This is a genomic window from Saprospiraceae bacterium (assembly GCA_016714025.1).
In the GTDB taxonomy this organism is placed as follows: Bacteria; Bacteroidota; Bacteroidia; order Chitinophagales; family Saprospiraceae; genus Vicinibacter.
The window spans coordinates 1,118,519-1,136,426 of record JADJOB010000002.1 but is presented as its reverse complement, the minus strand read 5'-3'; the positions used below and the strand labels follow the sequence as shown (position 1 = coordinate 1,136,426).

Here is a 17,908-nt window from a genome sequence, read left to right as displayed (position 1 = left end):
ATATTCCCATTTGCTTAAAATTTAACAAATATTAAAAAAAACAATGTTTAATCGCTTAATCCACACGAGTAATAGCCCCAAAATTCTTTATCAGTAAATCATCATAAGCATTGGCTTTTTCAAATAAATACTGAAAAATCTGACTCCCTAATTCAGGTTTGAACGAGTGATCAAAAATTTGCAATGAAAGTATGATGTCCTGATTCTGAATACTAAAACATAGACCCTCTAACTGACTATTCTGCTGCAAGAGGTACACGTAAATTTCCTTAATATTTTCCTTAGGCAGCGAACAAATATAAGCATCTCCTGCAATCATTCCGGTATCTTCATGATACGAGAGCAAAATTTTTGCAGAACCGTGGTTGATTTCCCAATTATAGGGGCCTCTTCGAGTTAAGTTTACATCGTAGTTAAGTGCTTTCAATGCATCTTCTATCTCTAATTTTATCCCTTTTGGTTGATAATCTTCAATTTGTGAGATCATCTGAATTTTCGAACCACAAAAAGGGCAATATTTTTTTTCAGGATTGGGTTCAAATACAATGTTGGCACATGAAATACACCGGACTCCGGATTTATCTCCACCTGCTTTAAATTCATCCAGGGCTTGTTTAAGATATCTGGCAGGCAATGAGAATCCGATGCTCTGGCCATTTTGAATAATAAAGGTATTAACTCCCAATATTTCACCGGCATCATTAACCAAAGGTCCCCCACTGTTACCTGGATTTAATGCAGCATCGTGCTGGATATAATATAAATCATCTTGCTGGTGGCTGGAATTTGAAATAATACCCTGGGTAGCGGTATATTTTAAGCCAAATGGATGTCCAACAGCAATCACAGGATCTCCTTCTCTAAAATCCTCTTGATCGTGTAATTTAACACTCATCCATGGATTCGGTTTTGGACCTTGTACAAAGGCTAAATCAAATTTTGGATCTAAATATCGGACGGAACTCAACACACGTTGAACGCCTTTGCCTTCAACAACCACATCTTTGTTGTTTCGGACCACATGTTCGTTGGTAATTATTAAATCATAATCCTTTAGGTAAAATCCGGTTCCAATTGAAAATGGAGTCGCAATTTGTATAACCACTCCTTTATATTGTTCGATCAGTTCTCTCATGTAAGGGGCAGGTCTTTAATAAATACCAAAAATTCTTTTAGAAATAGATTGGGTGTTGAATCCTTAAACTTTGCTTTAGGTAATTCATCTGAAAATGCATTCTGAAATTTATCCAGAATGGTTTCTATTTCATCATTGATTTCATTAAAATTTAGGGTACGTTCATTTTTCCAATAGTTCATTGGAAATCCGAGTGACTTAAAATAAGAATCAAATGAAATTTGAAAATAAAGATGGAATAAACTTCGAACCGGTTCAGGCATTGCGAAATTATACAAACAATATCCTGCAATGTAATTACAAATTGCAAGACAAATTCCTTCGTGTTTGTTTTCTTCATACCATTTTATGGCTTGAAGTTCGGCATCTATAAATTGAGCAATTGTTGGTTGTTTTACCGGACTGGTAATTCCAAAACTGGCGATCACTTCGTACAATTCCTTTGCCAGATCTTCATCTTTCATCTCAAGGATTTCTTTCAATCCCGTTTCAAGAATAGATACTTTTAATTCAGTATTTTCCGGAGCCGTTTCAAAATAACGAATGTGCATGGAACCTAAAATATCCATCAGTTTGCCCTCTGGTTTTACTAAATAATCCAGATCATAAACTACAGCTAAATAGACATAGGTCAAGGCCCCTTGAAATCGCCTTGGATTAAGAGTTCCCAATACATTTGGTTCAAATACTTTTTGGATCTGAGCACGGATGAATTGAATTTTAATTGCAATAATTTCCGGACTCAACGTTTTTATATGATGATTCTGAATGGGTTCCAAATATTCAAATTCATCCAGCAAAATATCATCGTCTTTATCTGCCTGTAATGCCAATTCTTTCAATCCATAATACAATTTATAAGGAGACGCATCTGCAAGCAAACTATCAAAAATTAAGCATAAATTATTTTCTGAATCCAAAGCAAACCGGGCATAGTTTAATCGATAATTATATTCCACTGCTTTTCGTAAAAATCCTACATTGAGTTCTTTACAATGGGCTACCAGGCAAACTGCTTTAAAAATCCGATCATCGTATGTACAATTGATTTGCTTTGATCCCTGATATAATATGAATTTGCCCTCTTGTTCAATTATTAAATTGTCTCCTGACTGGTTTTTTAAATACTGCAAAAGATGTTTAATCGCTTCTTTACAGTTTTGTTCCTCAAATAACTTTAAGCTGGCATCCCAATCTGCATATTGTTCTTTTGATTTGTAAGCATCTGAAAACCGACCGAAAGAAATTTCAGGTACAGTGGTCTGTTGTCTTGACAAAATTTTATCCCAGAAACCCATAGAATTTTTAAGCGGCTCAAAGGTACTAATCCATCTTATTTTATTTGGAATAAACCTTGAATAGTCATTAGAATTCCTAAAACCAGCTCCAATCCCTTTATAGCCCATTTACTGATAAAAATTGGTGTCATGTGTATGGACAGTGAAACTCTCTGTAAATTTCTTGCAAGGAGCATTTACTTTTGTCACTCGTATGTACACTAAAACCAGCTTTCCGCCATTTGAGAGTCTGTTACAGATGCAACACGGCGACTTAATTTACAGTTGTGGTAGTTGCTTTGCCAGTGAGTTAGCCGATCGTTTGGAAGCTTTGCAATTTCAAGTCATCAGACATCCTTTTGGCATAGTGTATAATCCATTGAGTATCTCATTGCAATTCCAAAAATTGTTGCTGCAAATTCCTTATACAGAATCTGCTTTACAATTCCAGGATGGGCTTTATCATTGCATGGATCATCATGGCTCGTATTCAATGCCGGATAAAACACAATTACTAGATCAATTGAATGCAAACGCAGGTGAAGCTTACAATGCATTAAAGCATTGTCAGTTTCTGGTCATCACTTTAGGTTCGTCTTATTTTTTTCGTTTAAAATCCAATCAACAGGTTGTTGCCAATTGTCATAAGATTCCTTCCGATCAATTTACCAAAGAACTCGCATCTTATGAAGAAATCCTAACGAACTTAAGTCAAACTATTGTAAAATTAAATGCCATTAATCCGTCTCTTAAAATTCTTTTAAGTGTAAGTCCGGTGCGTTATTTAAAAGATGGATTTATTCAAAATCAACGCAGCAAATCCAGGTTATTGCTGGCATGCGAACAATTATGCAATCAATTTGAATTTTGTGAATACATTCCAACCTATGAAATTTTTATGGATGACTTAAGGGATTATCGTTATGTAAAAGAAGATTTAGTGCATCCCAATTCTTTGGCAGTAGATTACCTTTTCAATTATTTTGAACAAGCGTATTTTAAACCGGCAACCAGGGTGTTGGTTGAAAAAATCAGAAGATGGAACCAACTTTCCGGTCACCGGGTGCTCCATGAAGCTTCAGATGCTTATACAAAGTATCAAAAAAATCTGGAGCAGCTCTATGTAGAAATAAAAAATGAGTGGCCGAAATTTAAAAGGGATTAAAAAAAATTAATCATATTGATAGGATGCACATAAATGCCAATTAAAATATAAATTTAAAATTAGAATAAACTTCATTCAAGTCTATCTGAACCCTAAACCAAATGGAGTGTACATTTCTTATCATGTTGCTTTGAACCCCCAAACTCAAATGGAATTTCCTTTTCTTTCATGAGAGAACCCCACCCCCCTACCCCCCCCCCCCCCCCCCCCCCCCCCCCCCCCCCCCCAAAAACCTTTTTTAATTTTCTTTCATCTTGATTTGAACCCCAAACCCAAATGGAATTTCCTTTTCTTTCATGAGGGTCTGAACCCCAAACCCCTTGAAAGGGGCTTTTAATTTGTGTTGCGAACAAAATTTTTTTTACAAATTTCATTTCTACTCTTTTCCCCCCCCCCCCCCCCCCCCCAACTTCTCTTCGTCCCCTGAAAGGGCTTTAATTTGTGTTGCGAGTAAAATTTTTTTTTACAAAAAACATTTTCATACATAGTCATTCAGTGGAGGATAATGCAAAGCCTCTTTCAATGGGTTGGGGGTTCGAGTTTAGTTTAATATTATTGGTTTTAAAAAATAAGTTCTGGTTCATCATTAGATTGATTTGAACTCTATCCAATCAGGAATTTTCAAATTCATTTTTGCATTTGTCTTCTTACACAAAGTCCACAGAAAATCAATTAAGATTAACTGTGGACTTCATTAGTTTAAGCCGGAATTGTGATTAAAATTCCTTGCTAAATTATTTAGTGGTGCATTATTCGGTTTTTGTTTGCACAGCGGTACGATATAAAATAAATGCCAGTGCAGCAAAAAATACAACCCCAAGAATTTGATAACCTCCTTCGCCCAATGCGCCTGTCAAACTATGCTCTAAAGAAATCGAATTTATTTTTGCGGCAAAACCTTCATTTACATTAAGTAAAGCGACGATGACGCCTGCCAATGCGCCTCCGGCAACCAGACCGGTTGCAAACAAGGAGCCTTTGCCCAATTCGTCGTCCTCAGATTCCTGATTCTTTTTCTTGTTGTACCAATCTACGACACCCTTGACTGCACCACCAATGAAAATGGGCAAGGTAGTAGCCAAAGGCAAATAAGCTCCCACAGCAAATGACAGCGCTTTAATACCACATAACTCCATAACAATTGCGAGAAAAACACCAGCAATTACAAATTGCCAATCGAGATTAAAAGATAAAATTCCTTTGATCAAAGTAGCCATCAATGTGGCTTGAGGTGCATTGTATTTTTCTCCAATTGCATGTTGAATGCCTTGAGAAATCATGGTTGAATCTGGGGTGTCCAATAATTTAACTGTCCATCCGATGACGATCGAAGAAAAGACTGCTCCTATAAACAAAGCCAATTGTTGATACCTTGGAGTTGCCCCAATGATATATCCTGTTTTTAAATCCTGGGATGTAGCTCCTGCATTGGCTGCAGCAATACAGATCATACCACCTACCACCAATGCCATGGGTTCGTATATTTTTCCACTCCAGCCGACACCGATAAACACGAGACAGGTTGCCATAATTGTTGCAATGGTCATCCCAGAAATCGGATTGTTTGATGAACCAATAATTCCAACAATTCTGGAAGATACGGTGACGAAAAATGCTCCAAATATGACGACCAATAAGCCAACCAGTAATTTAGAAACAAAACCCTGACCTGGAATTATTGGAAGCAATGCCACCATTAGAATCAAACCTAAACTACCAAACAAAACCACTTTAATATTGAGATCTTTTTCAGTACGTAGGACACTTGAACCTGCTCCTTCTTTTACAGCACCCATAGAATCTTTAAAAGAACTCACAATGGTAGGGATCGTTTTAATCAAGGTGATAAAACCGCCCGCTGCAACTGCACCGGCACCGATTTGTCTAATATATACCCGATAGATAGCCTCCGCAGAATTCGTAAACGTGTGGCTGGCTTCATCCCAACCAAATCGGACTGGGTTAAATCCTAATTTGAGCACTTGTTGATAGATAATATCCCCAGGAACGAGTGTAGCCAATAAAGGAATGAGAACAAAAGAACTCAAAACACCACCGGCAACCAATACGCCAGAAATTTTAGGTCCGATGATGTAACCAACCCCTAGATATTCTGGTGTGATTTCACCATGAATCCTACCTGCAGGCCAGTATTTATTTGTCAATCCAGTTACATAAGTAGGTACTTCGGCTATCAGGTGTAAAACTTTCTGCAACATGGCATACAGGATGGATATTCCCAATCCCATAAACGCCGTTCTTGCAAAATCACCGCCTTTTTCACCGGCTACCAATACACTGGCACAGGCAGTTCCTTCCGGATAAGGAAGACTTCCATGTTCTTTAACTATCAGAGAGCGTCTTAAAGGAATCATCATGAGCGTACCGAGAATACCCCCCAATACAGCTAATGTAAAAATCGTCCAATAATTGAATGAGCTGATTCCATCACTTTCAGCTGAAAGAAACAAAAATCCGGGCAGTGTAAATACCACACCTGCTGCAATGGATTCCCCGGCAGAACCTGTAGTTTGAATAATATTATTTTCAAGAATGGTCGTTTTAAAAAAACGTCTTCCCAATGAAATGGCTAATACAGCAATAGGAATTGAGGCCGATACAGTCAATCCTGCTTTTAAAGCTAGATAAACGGTTGCAGCTCCAAACAGAATTCCAAAAAAGATTCCAAGTAAAATTGCTTTTATTGAAAACTCTGCAATGTTTGTAATCTCCGGAGAGATATACGGTTTAAACTCTTTGTGTGGTGAACCTTCCATATAATTCGAATTGTTTTGTTTGAATGTTAATTTGAATTTTTATCGAATGCCATGCATCCAGGTTTGTAATTTTTTTGAGAGTAAGAACATCACGATGGAAGCGATCCCTGACATTACTACAAACAACAAGAAGAAGTCATAGGTATTGGCCATTGCATATCCTAAAAACGAACTGGGTTTTCCTGTTTCTGGATATAAAGCAGATAACATGCCTGCAAATTTATTTGCAGTAGCATTTGCTAAAAACCAAACACCCATCAGAAGGGATGCTAAACGAGCCGGTGCTAATTTATTGACCATGGATAATCCGATTGGTGATAAACAAAGCTCTCCAATGGTATGGATAAAATACAAACCAGTCAACCAGATCATACTCACTTTTGCAGTGCCTTCCACTCCATTTACACCAAAGGAAATGTATAAATAACCCAATGCCAATAACCCAAGTCCCATGGCCTGTTTGGTCAGTGATGCCGGTTGCTTGTCATCCAATTTTAACCAGATGGCTGAAAGCACAGGTGCAAAAATTACTACAAATGCCGCATTGTAACTTTGAAACCAGCTTGCTGGCATTTCGGTCATGCTGAAATCATTCAAAAAGCCACCAAAATGCAATGCCGTTAATAACCCTGCTGATCCTAAACCATAATAGATAGCTGATTTGGGAGAATGCTCAAAAAACCAGGCCAGGAATTTACCAAAATAATAAATCAAGCCACCTAAGACAATGACTATGACCCACCAGGGTATGAATAAATTCATTATTCGATCGGTTTGCTCGTCAGCAAAAAAGGTAAGGGAAGCTCCTGCTTGTTCGAATGCCGCCCAAAAAAAGATTACAAAAAAGGCTGAAATAAAAATGACCCAAATCCGATCTTTTTCTATTGGATTTAAGGAAGGATCCAATATGATGGTTGCTGGAATGCTTATGGCAAATGCAAAAATTGCAGCACCAAATACATCAAAGCCAATCAATTTATAAAATATAACAAATAATATAAGTGAACCCGCTGTAATGGCAGCCAGTTGTTTATTGTCAAAATTTGAATTGCCAGCTGAGTCCCCTTCCTTGATTCTATTCTTATTCGGTTCAACACCAATTTGTTCACCGGTTGGTGAAAGAAGGAAGCGATTTTTTAACCATTGAAAGGAGGCAACACTTAATAACATACCGATACCGGCTGCCAAGAATCCCCATTTAAAGGCAATGTTTTCTCCTAACCAACCACAGAGCAAGGGTGCTAAAAATGCACCCAGATTAACTCCCATATAAAAAATAGTATAAGCTGAATCCAACCTGCGATCGTTGTCCGGATATAACTGGCCTACCATGGTGGAAATATTGGGTTTAAAAAATCCGTTTCCAAATACCATCAATCCAAGACCCAAATACATAATAAAACTGCTGTCAAATTGTCCACTGGCAAATAACATAAACTGCCCGGCGGCCATGATTAAACCACCAATGATGATTGATTTCCGGTTTCCCCAATAACGATCTGCAAAGTATCCTCCAATGATTGGAGTTAGGTAAACTAGTCCTGTATAACTACCATAAATCCCTGATGAAAAGGATTTATCCATCAGCAGTTGTTTGGTAAGAAAAAGTACCAGAATGGCACGCATTCCATAGTAGCTGAAACGCTCCCACATTTCAGTAAAAAATAGAAGGTATAATCCTCTGGGGTGTCCAGTTTGTTGGCTCATTTTCGTATAAGTTTGTTAAAAAATGGTTTTTCTAAGGCTAAATATAAATGGAATCTTTGGAATTGACTAAGAAGCAGAATATTTAAATAGATTTTTAACTTTTTAATTATTTCTCATAAAATATTTCAAGTTTTTGGCAAATTTAATTCTGTATAAACTAAAAATATTTATGAAATTCAAAATTATATTCCGAACTTATTCGGATCCTGATTTTAGTGTATTGGATTTAAATGTGGTTAAAATTCTGAATTTGATTTTAAAAAAGAAAACAAGACGAATAAAAGCTATTCATTAATTACAAGCACTTTCAGACAAGATTGATTTAGCTTTTGTTACGTGACTATCAAAAAAAGATCCTCCTGTTATTTGCCACGCTTGTTTTCTAAATTCCAACTTAATATCCAAAATAAAATTGGAATCTAAACCAAATAGGAATATAGATAACAAAAGGGAAAACATAGAATTCTAAATCTATTTTACTCTATGTCCCTATTTACCTATGTGCTTCAATAAAAAATTAAATCTTGTTCCCATTTGCCAATGCCCAGGTAAGCAAAAAAATGTGGCGGGCAATTTTTGTTGTTTTGTTGTAATTGATTTTAAAAGCATCATCTGTGACCCGATGATAATCGTCATGGACTCCACTAAAAAAGAAAATAGACGGGATGCCTTTCTCTGCAAAATTGTAATGATCCGATCTGTAATAAAAACGATTCGGATCTGTCTCACTATTAAATGTATGATCCAACTTTAATTGAGAATAGGTTTGGTTGACGCTGACATTTAGTTCGTGCAATACTGGATTGATCCGATCAGAACCAATGACATAGATATAATTTTCGTCCGTACCATATTTTGGATCAATTCTTCCGATCATATCAACATTGATTTCTGCTTTGGTTTCACTCAGTGGAAACAGTGGATTGTTTACGTAATAAAGCGAACCCAACAAACCCTTTTCCTCACCGGTAACCAACATACACAATACAGACCGGCTTGGACCTTTTCCTTCACTCTTCAATTTTTGTAAAGTTGCCGCAATTTCCATAACAGCAGAAGTTCCACTTGCATTATCATCTGCACCATTGAAAACTTCCTTGCCACGCATCCCGATGTGATCGTAATGAGCTGTCAAGCTGATAATTTCATCTTTTCGATCAGTTCCCTCAATAAATGCAATCATATTTTGACCCTTAACTGCACGAACTGATTTCTTTTGTAAAATATCGATTTTTGCTTTAATTAAAAAAGCGTTAGGCTTTCCACTTCTGTTTATTTTATCTTTTGCTTTTAAAATTTTCTTAAAGCTCCCTCCCATTAACATAGCAGCAGTGGTAGTTGAAAGTACAATTTGATTGATTCCATGTATTTGCATGGTTTCACTGGTATCTAGAATTACATCCGGGGAAACGACTTCAGCGCGATGTGCATCTACATATTCCTTAAATTTATCTTCAATCACCAAAACCAGTTTTGCGCCATGCTTTCGTGCAGCATCCACCTTCATATCCAAATCACTTGACCATTCTGAAGGAGTTTTTGTCCCATTTAGTATGTAGTTACCCTCCTTATTTTTTGGTTCTCCTTTAAAAAATAAAACGGCTTTATTTTTTACATCGATGTTTTTATAATCATTGTAATTTTTATGATCAATCCCATAACCAACAAAAGCGATTTCATTGGCATTCCATTCCATGTCATCATTGATTGCCGGAATCACCAGATAATCCCAGAATTGTTTATAGGGAACTCCATTAATTTTAAAATGCAACTTATCCCAATAAATCCATTTAAATCCAACTTTTTGAAAATAGGAATTCGCGTCCCCGTGTTTTTCAATATTGTTTTTAGCAAAATGAGCAGAAATAAAATGGGCGGCACGATCTATGCCGGCAGATCCCAATTCTCTCCCTTCACAAGAATCTGAAGCGAGGTATTCAATAATTTCTTTTAAATTTTCTGTTTTAATGTTTTGTGCATATTGATAGGCTGAATCTGCAGATACCGCTAAGGTAGAATCCGGAATTACGACTGCACTGATAAAATCCTTTTGTGCATTTCCTGTTACCAGAAACAAACAAAACACAGATTTTAAAAACAATTTCATGGAAGATTAATTTTATCAATTCTTCGCTGATGCCTTCCACTTTCAAAAGCTGTGTCAATAAATACACCTACCATGTTACATGCAATTTCTAAAGTAACATATCGTGCCGGAATGCTTAAAACATTTGCATTATTATGCGCCCGGGCCAACTGTGCAATTTCTTCATTCCAGCACAAGGCACATCGCACTGCTTTGTGCTTATTGACTGTCATGGCTACCCCGTTGCCACTGCCACATAAAACAATCCCAAAATCTGCTTGCTCCAGATCGATATCATTTCCAACCGGATGCACAAAATCAGGATAATCTACAGAGTCTGTAGAATAACAACCGTGATCGGTTACTAAGATTCCTTTCAATTCCAAAAATGCAATGACGGCTTGTTTGCATTCAAATCCGGCGTGGTCACTTCCAACAGATACCTTCATATTCGTTCTTAGTTTGGAGCATTCGGATTAGCCGCATTGTATTTATTGAGCAATGTTTCCATTTCTTTTAAGAATGCATCATCCTGTAGCATTTTAGCACGATCTATGATTTCCCTGACAGCAGATAAAGACAAACTTCGATCTTGTGAAAAGCCTTTTTCTAAATCTTCTTTTGTTAGTGATTCATAAAAATTAAGCATATCCACTGTTTCTGTTGCAAGGATGCGCAGTTGTTTTTTTGCAGACTCGTGATCTCCGGCTTCAATCAATACTTGAATAAACGGCATAATCCGCACATCGTACTGAAAATTCATATTAGGAAATGCTTCAAAATATTTATTTGCCATTTTAGCAGCTCTTGCAGTGTCACCCATTTCTTGCAAACTGACCGCAGTGCGCATCATAATCATGCGCATGGCTTGAATACTTGGAGCATAACTGTGATCAACAAATTGTTGCTCTTTGTCAAAATTACCCCAACGGAATTTATTCATGATCACATCATAACTTCTATCAAGATCTGCTTTTCCAGCACCATAAATGTATAAACTTGGATCACTTTTCGTTCTTACCGGAACCACCCTTAAAGCCATTCCTTCTAAATTCGTGTAATCATCCAATCCCATTAATTTTTCTCCATTACAAGTAACTGAAAAATAAATAGGGCGATCGTAAATATTTGAATTGATGATATCCAATACTGCAATATCATCTTTTGTAATATAGGTTGAATTTAAACTCACAGGAATTTTATCGACAAAATTGGTATCATTGGCTGAAGCCAATCCGGCCGCGATTGCCTTTTCACGATCGATGCTGATGTAAACATTACGGGTTGGCATGTGTGTTTCAAACTTGCGGCCATTTCCTGATTCGATCGTATGATCTTCCCCAATAAATTTTAAAAATTCAGAAGCTGACCAAGATCTATCTGTACCGGAACCATCCGGATTTTCCGGGTTGTAATAAAATACCTGATTCCTTAAACTTCCCCGAAGTTTTTCCTGCGGAATAGACATTTTCACCAAAGGGGATTCATTAAATTTTCTGCGCTGATTTTCGATATACCAATCCACTGCAATCAAACTTAAATTGATTACACGCACATCCCTTCGGATTCCTTCTACTTCTTGTGCATACCAGACAGGATAGGTATCATTATCTCCGTAGGTAAACAAAATCGCATTGGGTTGACATGATTCGAGAATATTAGATGCATAATCCCGGGCAGCAGTGCTTTTCATCCGGCTATGATCATTAAAATTTTGTGTGACCAATACCAGCGGAATCAACAATCCAAATGCTGATGCACCAATCCCTGAAACGGAAGCACTTAATTTAAGTCGTTCAGTCAATAAATTGGTTAGAAATAAAACTCCCATTCCAATCCAAATGCAAAAGGTTAAAAAGGAACCTTCCAAAACATAGTCTCTTTCTCTGGGTTCGTTAGGAGGCGAATTATTGAATACGCACAAAGCAATACCAGTTAATATAAAGAAACTCAGTAATGCCATGAAATCATTCCGATCTCTTTTGAAATGAAAGATGACCCCTAAAATTCCCAATATCAGTGGAAGAAAATAGTAACTATTGCGAGATGGATCTTCCCGGATTACCCTAGGAAGTTGTGCTTGATTGTATAAGCGGTTGTTATCAACTGCATTAACACCTGAATACCAATTTCCATCTTTATTGATCCACGGATAAAATCCTTGTTCGCCATTTTGTCTTCCAACAAAATTCCATAAAAAATAACGCCAATACATCCAGCCAAACTGATAACTGAACATAAACTTCAGATTAAAAGCCATAGTGGGTGCACCTGTTTTGGAACCTTGTAAATATTCCATCCACATGCGATATAAGGTAGGACGACCCTGGTCGCTGTGGCTAATCCGCGGAAATAAAATTTTATCTTTTTCGCGAAACTCATAGTCATATTTTTGGTCTACTACTTTATATTTATTGCCAACCCGTCCCCAGCGGTCTTCTGCCTTGGTATCAATTGGTTTTGCATCAAACGTAGGACCTTTTAACAAACTGCGATCTCCGTATTGTTCGCGATTGAGATATGGAATTAATCGCATCACATCATACGGATCATTCATATTAACGGGTGTTTTTGCATTGGCACGAATAATAACAACACCAACCGTTGAATAGGATATCGATAAAAGCACCAATGTGAAGACCACTTTGTGCATTAAATCATTTCCTTTATTCTTAAAATAGCGCAAAAGATAATAAGCAGCCAGTACAATTGTAATGATGGTTGGAATCAATCCGGAATGAAAGGGCAATCCAAAAGAATTGACGCATAATTTTTCATAAAAACTCCACAAATTGGGAATTCCGGTGATGATTATCATCTGAAACAGGAAGATGGCAATAATCCCTACAAAAGCAGCTGCAAACATTCCCAGCCAGCTGTGTTTTTGAAATCTCTTGTAGTAGTACAAAATTGCAATGGTGGGGAAGGCCAGTAAGGATAACAAATGCACCCCTGTTGAGAGTCCGACTGCAAATACAGCAAATATCAACCACTTATCATTTTTTGGATTGTCTTCCAGGTAATACCATTTCATGGCTGCCCACATGGTCATGGTCGTAAACATTGTAGACATGGAATATACTTCTCCTTCGACAGCTGAAAACCAGGTGGTGGAAATATAACCTGTTGAAAGGCCTGCTACTAAACCGGCCCCCAAAACTGCCCAGGATTCGTTGTTTTCATTGTTGTAATCTCTTCCAAATAGAGCGACCCGGCCAAACATCATGGTAATCCAACAAACAAACATGGCTGCCAAAGATGAACACATAGCTGACATCAGGTTTACAGCAAATGCAATGTAGGCTGGATTATCAGAAAATATTTCTGCAATCCAGGCAAACATTCTACCGATTATAATAAATAAAGGTGCACCCGGTGGGTGAACTACCTGAAGTTTATGTGCGCCGAGAACAAATTCTCCGCAATCCCACAAGCTGCCACTTCGTTCTACAGAAAAATAGTACACTATAAAAACGAGAAAAAAAACGAGCCATCCAACGATGTTGGTTTTGTTAAACTTATTATTCATCTTAAAATCAATGATTTATAAATATATATTTTATATATAATAAAAATAATTCCTGTAAAAGTATGAAATTCCTGCATAAATCAGGCTGCTGCTAATTAGGCATAACGCACGCAGGGCTCGAATTTGTATGAAAGCTTTATCTTTATTGCTTTAATCGATGTTTATGATTCGAATTATTGTCTTTGGACTGGCAATTTATGCCTTGTACATTCTGTTCTTAAAAGATAAGACCATTATCATCCAACCCAAAGATCCAAAGAAACCAAAAGATACTTATTCAGATTACGAAGAAATAAAATAAAACTTACAGCTTTTGGATTCCATCCGGGACTACATTATCTATCAAGACCACCACGTTTTAGTTGCCAATAAACCCTCCGGAATGCCGGTACAGGATGATTTAAGTAAAGATCCCTCTTTACATAAATTACTACAAGCTTATTGTAAACGGGATTTGCATTTATGCAATCGAATTGACAGACCTGTTTCAGGCATTGTATTGTTTGCTAAATCAAAAGATGATGCTGCACTTTTAAATGAGCAGAATACCTACAATGGCATGGATAAAGAATACCTGGCCTTGGTAGAGAAAAAAGTCATTGATCCGACTGGCAAATTAGAAAACCGGCTCCAGAAATCTTCGAAATTCAAAAAATCCTATATAAGTAAGGATGAGGCCGGAGATTTAGCCCGTTTAGAATATCGGGTACTTAATGAAATGGATCATTATTTATTAATCCAGGTTTCGATAAAATCCGGAAGATTTCATCAGATTCGAAGTCAACTAGCCCATGCAGGAATTCCGATTAAAGGGGATGTTAAATACGGTGCCCGCAGATCCAATAAAGACCGAAGCATCGGTTTACATGCCTGGAAAATTAATTTTACCCATCCAACGACCCATCTGGATGTAGCATTTACCGCTCCCATCCCATTAAATGATATTTGGCCGGTTGTACAAACACTAATACAAAGTATATGAATGAAACGCCTTCTGATATTAAGCGTACAGAAATTTCAGAACTGGGTGAATTTGGATTAATTGACCAGCTCACCAAATCATTTACCAAATCAAATGAATGCACTGTTAAATCTATCGGTGATGATGCAGCAGTTTTGAATCCGGAAAATAAACAAGTTGTAATTACAACAGATATGATGGTCGAAGGCATTCATTTTGATTTAGCCTATTTTCCGCTCAAGCATTTAGGATATAAAGCAGTTGTATCAAATCTGTCGGATGTGTATGCAATGAATGCAATTCCTAAACAGGTAACTGTTTCCATTTCTGTTTCCAATCGGTATTCAGTGGAAGCACTTGAAGTTTTGTACGAAGGCATACGGCTGGCTTGTGAAACTTATCAGGTTGATTTAGTTGGTGGCGATACCACTGCTTCTTTGCGAGGTCTTGTAATTTCCGTTACTGCGATTGGTTTGCAGGATGCTGATAAAATCAGCTACCGGAATGGAGCGAAACCAGGTGACCATATTTATGTTAGTGGTGAATTGGGTGCTTCTTATTTAGGATTGCAATTATTAGAACGCGAAAAACAAATTTATTTATCCAATCCTGGAATACAACCGGACCTTGAAAATCAAAAATACCTGATTGGAAAATTTTTAAAACCGGAAGCACAACGTGAAACGGTAGAATGGTTGGCAAAAACCGGCATTGTACCGCATGCCATGATTGATTTGAGCGATGGATTGTCTTCTGATCTTTTACACATTTGTAAACAAAGTCAATGCGGTGCTGAAATCGAAGAAGCATTGATTCCATTAAACGAACAGACCAAATGGATGGCTTTAAAATTTCATATGGATCCATTGACCTGTGCACTCAACGGGGGAGAAGATTATGAATTGCTTCTTTGTGTGAGCCCTGAAGATTCAAACAAAGTCCGTATGTTTCCCGATTTGATTTATATCGGCCAAATTAAAGATGCAGCTTTTGGTGTACAATTAAAAAGTAACAGCAATAAACATCATCCACTCAAAGCACAGGGATGGGTGCATTTTTAGGAAGTGGTCAGGAGTTAGGGATCAGTAATTAGTGGTTAACGGTCAGAAGTTAGTCGTCCCGGATCCAATCCGTGATTCACCGCAAATTGTTCTTAGTCCTTTTATCCAACAAGACAAAAGTATTTTCTCCATAAATAAAATTCTATTCCCGGAGTATAATTTTATTAAATTTGATTAAGATACTTTTACTTATGAAAAGGATTTTGTTTATAATTTGTTGTTACAGCATGTTGTTTTTGAGTTGCCAACCAAACGCAACCAATCAAGCTAACAGTGCAAAAAATTCAATTGGAACTTCAGGTGTTTCAAAAGAAAAGCAGGTGGGAGCTATTTTGAAATTAACTCCGCATCAAATCATGGATCGGGAAGGATCTGGTATGATTGCATTTACTTGTTTAATTCCTGAAGGCTGGACGGTGGATGATAAATTGTATTGGGAATATCAGGATGCTACCTTACCCATTCGGTATAAAGGTCGATTTCAAAATACAAAAACCGATCAAACCATCGAATCCTATCCCGATATCCGGGCCGTTTATAGTGAAGGTCCGACGGAGGTGAGTGGTTATCCTCCACCACAAACTATTTTAACTGGGCTAAAAGATTTTATCCGGCAACAACGAGGAAGGATCAACTTTCAAATCAAAGAAGAAAAAATAATTAACCGGGCGCAACCCAAAGAGCAAATGATTCAAGGGAGCAACATGCATTTTGAATCAGAAAGTGGGTTTGTCAGAATCAGCTATCAGGAAAACAATAAATCCTATGAAGAAGAATTTTATGGCCAGTTGGATGTTACCCATTCCATCTCACAAGGATATGTAACGCTTCGCTCGATCGTCTGGTCTGCTTCAGGTTTATACAGTTGTAAATCACCGGCTGGTGAATTAGAAAAATGCCGGCGTATTGCACTGACTATAAAAGCCTCCAGTAAACCTACACTTGCTTTTTACAATAAATTTATACAAGTAACTCAATTGTTATCCGATGCCGTTTACCAGCGCATTTATGCAGCAGGACAAATCAGTAAAATTATTAGTCAAACGAACGATGCCGTTTCAAAATCAATCAGTGACAGTTATTGGAATACGCAAAAATCCTACGATCGCACCAATCAACAATTCAGTGATTATCTGCGAGGTGTAGATCGATATTCCGATGGACAAAATAACATCCAATTACCTTCCGGGTATTCGCAAGCCTGGGTTAACGAGCAAGGGGAGTATCTAATGAGTGAAACTCAAGGCTATAATCCGAATCAGGAATTACAGGGAAACTGGAAACAACTGGATAAAAGAAATTAGCGAAGCCAAGTTATTAAAACAGCATTGCAGCATTTTAGCATCATATCATTGCAGCATTGGAACATTGCAGCAATGTTCAACTGTTTCAGCCAGCAGTTGGGTTCACTTTCTCGCAATACAAAAATAGTCCAATTGCCTGCCATCCATTTCTTTTAAAAAATAATTAGCAGTACTTATTTCTCCCACCAGCTGGTCGTGTTGATTTTTAAGTTTATTGCGATTGAGTCGATTTAAAATATCGTAGGGAATCTGAAACCAGCTAGCTGGTAAATTTTCTTCCAGATTGAAGAGATCCCATCGTTTCCATTTGGAAATGGATTTTTTATTTTTCTCCTGATAATCCATAATTTTTTCATCGCCATAAACGCCTCCAAAATACACTTGATCTGGATTAAAATAATGGCTGATCAAATTTCTGAATTCTTCCGTTTTGTATTCGCGCATGTGATACGGATTGCGCGTAAGCGACATTTCTTTATTGGGCGTCGTCAGAATTAATTTTCCACCCGGCTTTAATACCCGGTAAATTTCTGACAACAAGGTGGTGTCTTCCTGAATGTGTTCGATCAATTGAAAACAAATGACTACATCAAATTGATTGGATTCCATGCCTTCCAACCAGGGCACTTCTTTTTGAATGAATTCTACCTGATCAAAATTGCGAAGATCCGAAGGAATGTGCCGATCCAATGCCAAATATTTGGATGCATGTGGTGCAAGCAATTTAATACCATACCCTTCACCACAACCTATTTCTAAAACAGAACCCTCTATTTCAGAAACAGCCCGTTCATAGGCAAACAATTGCCGCATAAAAACCGGACGATCAGAAACAGCATGTTCATTGGCCCGTTCTGCCGTATATAAAGAATCTAATAGTGCCATTGTATTTGTTAAATCGACTCA

General features: G+C 37.4%; 13 protein-coding genes. 5 read left to right on the top strand and 8 right to left on the bottom strand.

Going from position 1 to position 17,908, the window contains the following annotated elements:
- Positions 1–55 precede the first annotated feature (55 nt).
- A complete protein-coding gene (locus tag IPJ80_07765; protein ID MBK7913384.1) occupies positions 56–1,135 on the bottom strand; it encodes a trypsin-like peptidase domain-containing protein in 1,080 nt (359 codons plus the stop codon).
- Complete coding sequence (locus tag IPJ80_07760) at positions 1,132–2,412, bottom strand: hypothetical protein (GenBank protein ID MBK7913383.1); 1,281 nt, start codon at positions 2,410–2,412, stop codon at positions 1,132–1,134. Before IPJ80_07760 ends, IPJ80_07765 begins: the two co-directional genes overlap by 4 nt.
- Positions 2,413–2,575: 163 nt before the next feature.
- Here IPJ80_07760 and IPJ80_07755 point away from each other — a divergent pair, with 163 nt between their 5' ends.
- The gene (locus tag IPJ80_07755; protein ID MBK7913382.1) at positions 2,576–3,577 is read left to right on the top strand and encodes a GSCFA domain-containing protein; all 1,002 of its coding nucleotides are present in this window, start codon (positions 2,576–2,578) and stop codon (positions 3,575–3,577) included.
- 749 nt (positions 3,578–4,326) lie between these two features.
- Here the strand turns inward: IPJ80_07755 and IPJ80_07750 are convergent.
- The 5 genes from IPJ80_07750 to IPJ80_07730 form a co-directional block, all read right to left on the bottom strand.
- A complete protein-coding gene (locus IPJ80_07750; GenBank protein ID MBK7913381.1) occupies positions 4,327–6,354 on the bottom strand; it encodes an oligopeptide transporter, OPT family in 2,028 nt (675 codons plus the stop codon).
- A 39-nt stretch (positions 6,355–6,393) separates the two neighbouring features.
- A complete protein-coding gene (locus tag IPJ80_07745; GenBank protein MBK7913380.1) occupies positions 6,394–7,116 on the bottom strand; it encodes a hypothetical protein in 723 nt (240 codons plus the stop codon).
- Positions 7,117–8,578: 1,462 nt separating this feature from the next.
- Entirely contained in the window at positions 8,579–10,168 is a 1,590-nt protein-coding gene (locus IPJ80_07740; GenBank protein MBK7913379.1) for a M28 family peptidase, read from the bottom strand.
- Positions 10,165–10,596, bottom strand: coding sequence for a ribose 5-phosphate isomerase B (rpiB, locus tag IPJ80_07735; protein MBK7913378.1), 432 nt, complete (start codon positions 10,594–10,596; stop codon positions 10,165–10,167). The genes IPJ80_07740 and rpiB overlap by 4 nt, the downstream gene beginning before the upstream one ends.
- Positions 10,597–10,604: 8 nt before the next feature.
- Positions 10,605–13,676, bottom strand: a complete 3,072-nt coding sequence (locus IPJ80_07730; protein ID MBK7913377.1) for a DUF2723 domain-containing protein — start codon at positions 13,674–13,676, stop codon at positions 10,605–10,607.
- A gap of 163 nt (positions 13,677–13,839) precedes the next feature.
- Between IPJ80_07730 and IPJ80_07725 the strand changes: the two genes are divergently transcribed.
- From IPJ80_07725 to IPJ80_07710, 4 genes are all read left to right on the top strand, one after another.
- Positions 13,840–13,977 carry a hypothetical protein gene (locus IPJ80_07725; GenBank protein MBK7913376.1) on the top strand — a complete coding sequence of 46 codons (138 nt, stop codon included), beginning with the start codon at positions 13,840–13,842 and terminating at the stop codon, positions 13,975–13,977.
- Between the two features lie 12 nt (positions 13,978–13,989).
- Positions 13,990–14,658, top strand: a complete 669-nt coding sequence (locus tag IPJ80_07720; protein ID MBK7913375.1) for an RluA family pseudouridine synthase — start codon at positions 13,990–13,992, stop codon at positions 14,656–14,658.
- Positions 14,655–15,698, top strand: a complete 1,044-nt coding sequence (gene thiL, locus IPJ80_07715; GenBank protein ID MBK7913374.1) for a thiamine-phosphate kinase — start codon at positions 14,655–14,657, stop codon at positions 15,696–15,698. The genes IPJ80_07720 and thiL overlap by 4 nt, the downstream gene beginning before the upstream one ends.
- A gap of 191 nt (positions 15,699–15,889) precedes the next feature.
- Positions 15,890–17,002 (top strand): hypothetical protein, encoded by a 1,113-nt coding sequence (locus IPJ80_07710; protein ID MBK7913373.1) that lies wholly within the window; start codon positions 15,890–15,892, stop codon positions 17,000–17,002.
- Between the two features lie 102 nt (positions 17,003–17,104).
- On the opposite strand, the gene IPJ80_07705 is transcribed toward IPJ80_07710, so the two are convergent.
- A complete protein-coding gene (locus IPJ80_07705; protein ID MBK7913372.1) occupies positions 17,105–17,887 on the bottom strand; it encodes a class I SAM-dependent methyltransferase in 783 nt (260 codons plus the stop codon).
- Between the last annotated feature and the right edge of the window lie 21 nt (positions 17,888–17,908).

Coding starts and splice junctions, on each gene's coding strand:
- IPJ80_07725 (MBK7913376.1), top strand. CDS start 13,840: ATGATTCGAATTATTGTCTTTGGACTGGCAATTTATGCCTTGTACATT.
- IPJ80_07745 (MBK7913380.1), bottom strand. CDS start 7,116: ATGAATTTATTCATACCCTGGTGGGTCATAGTCATTGTCTTAGGTGGC.
- IPJ80_07730 (MBK7913377.1), bottom strand. CDS start 13,676: ATGAATAATAAGTTTAACAAAACCAACATCGTTGGATGGCTCGTTTTT.
- rpiB (MBK7913378.1), bottom strand. CDS start 10,596: ATGAAGGTATCTGTTGGAAGTGACCACGCCGGATTTGAATGCAAACAA.
- thiL (MBK7913374.1), top strand. CDS start 14,655: ATGAATGAAACGCCTTCTGATATTAAGCGTACAGAAATTTCAGAACTG.
- IPJ80_07765 (MBK7913384.1), bottom strand. CDS start 1,135: ATGAGAGAACTGATCGAACAATATAAAGGAGTGGTTATACAAATTGCG.
- IPJ80_07750 (MBK7913381.1), bottom strand. CDS start 6,354: ATGGAAGGTTCACCACACAAAGAGTTTAAACCGTATATCTCTCCGGAG.
- IPJ80_07740 (MBK7913379.1), bottom strand. CDS start 10,168: ATGAAATTGTTTTTAAAATCTGTGTTTTGTTTGTTTCTGGTAACAGGA.
- IPJ80_07710 (MBK7913373.1), top strand. CDS start 15,890: ATGAAAAGGATTTTGTTTATAATTTGTTGTTACAGCATGTTGTTTTTG.
- IPJ80_07705 (MBK7913372.1), bottom strand. CDS start 17,887: ATGGCACTATTAGATTCTTTATATACGGCAGAACGGGCCAATGAACAT.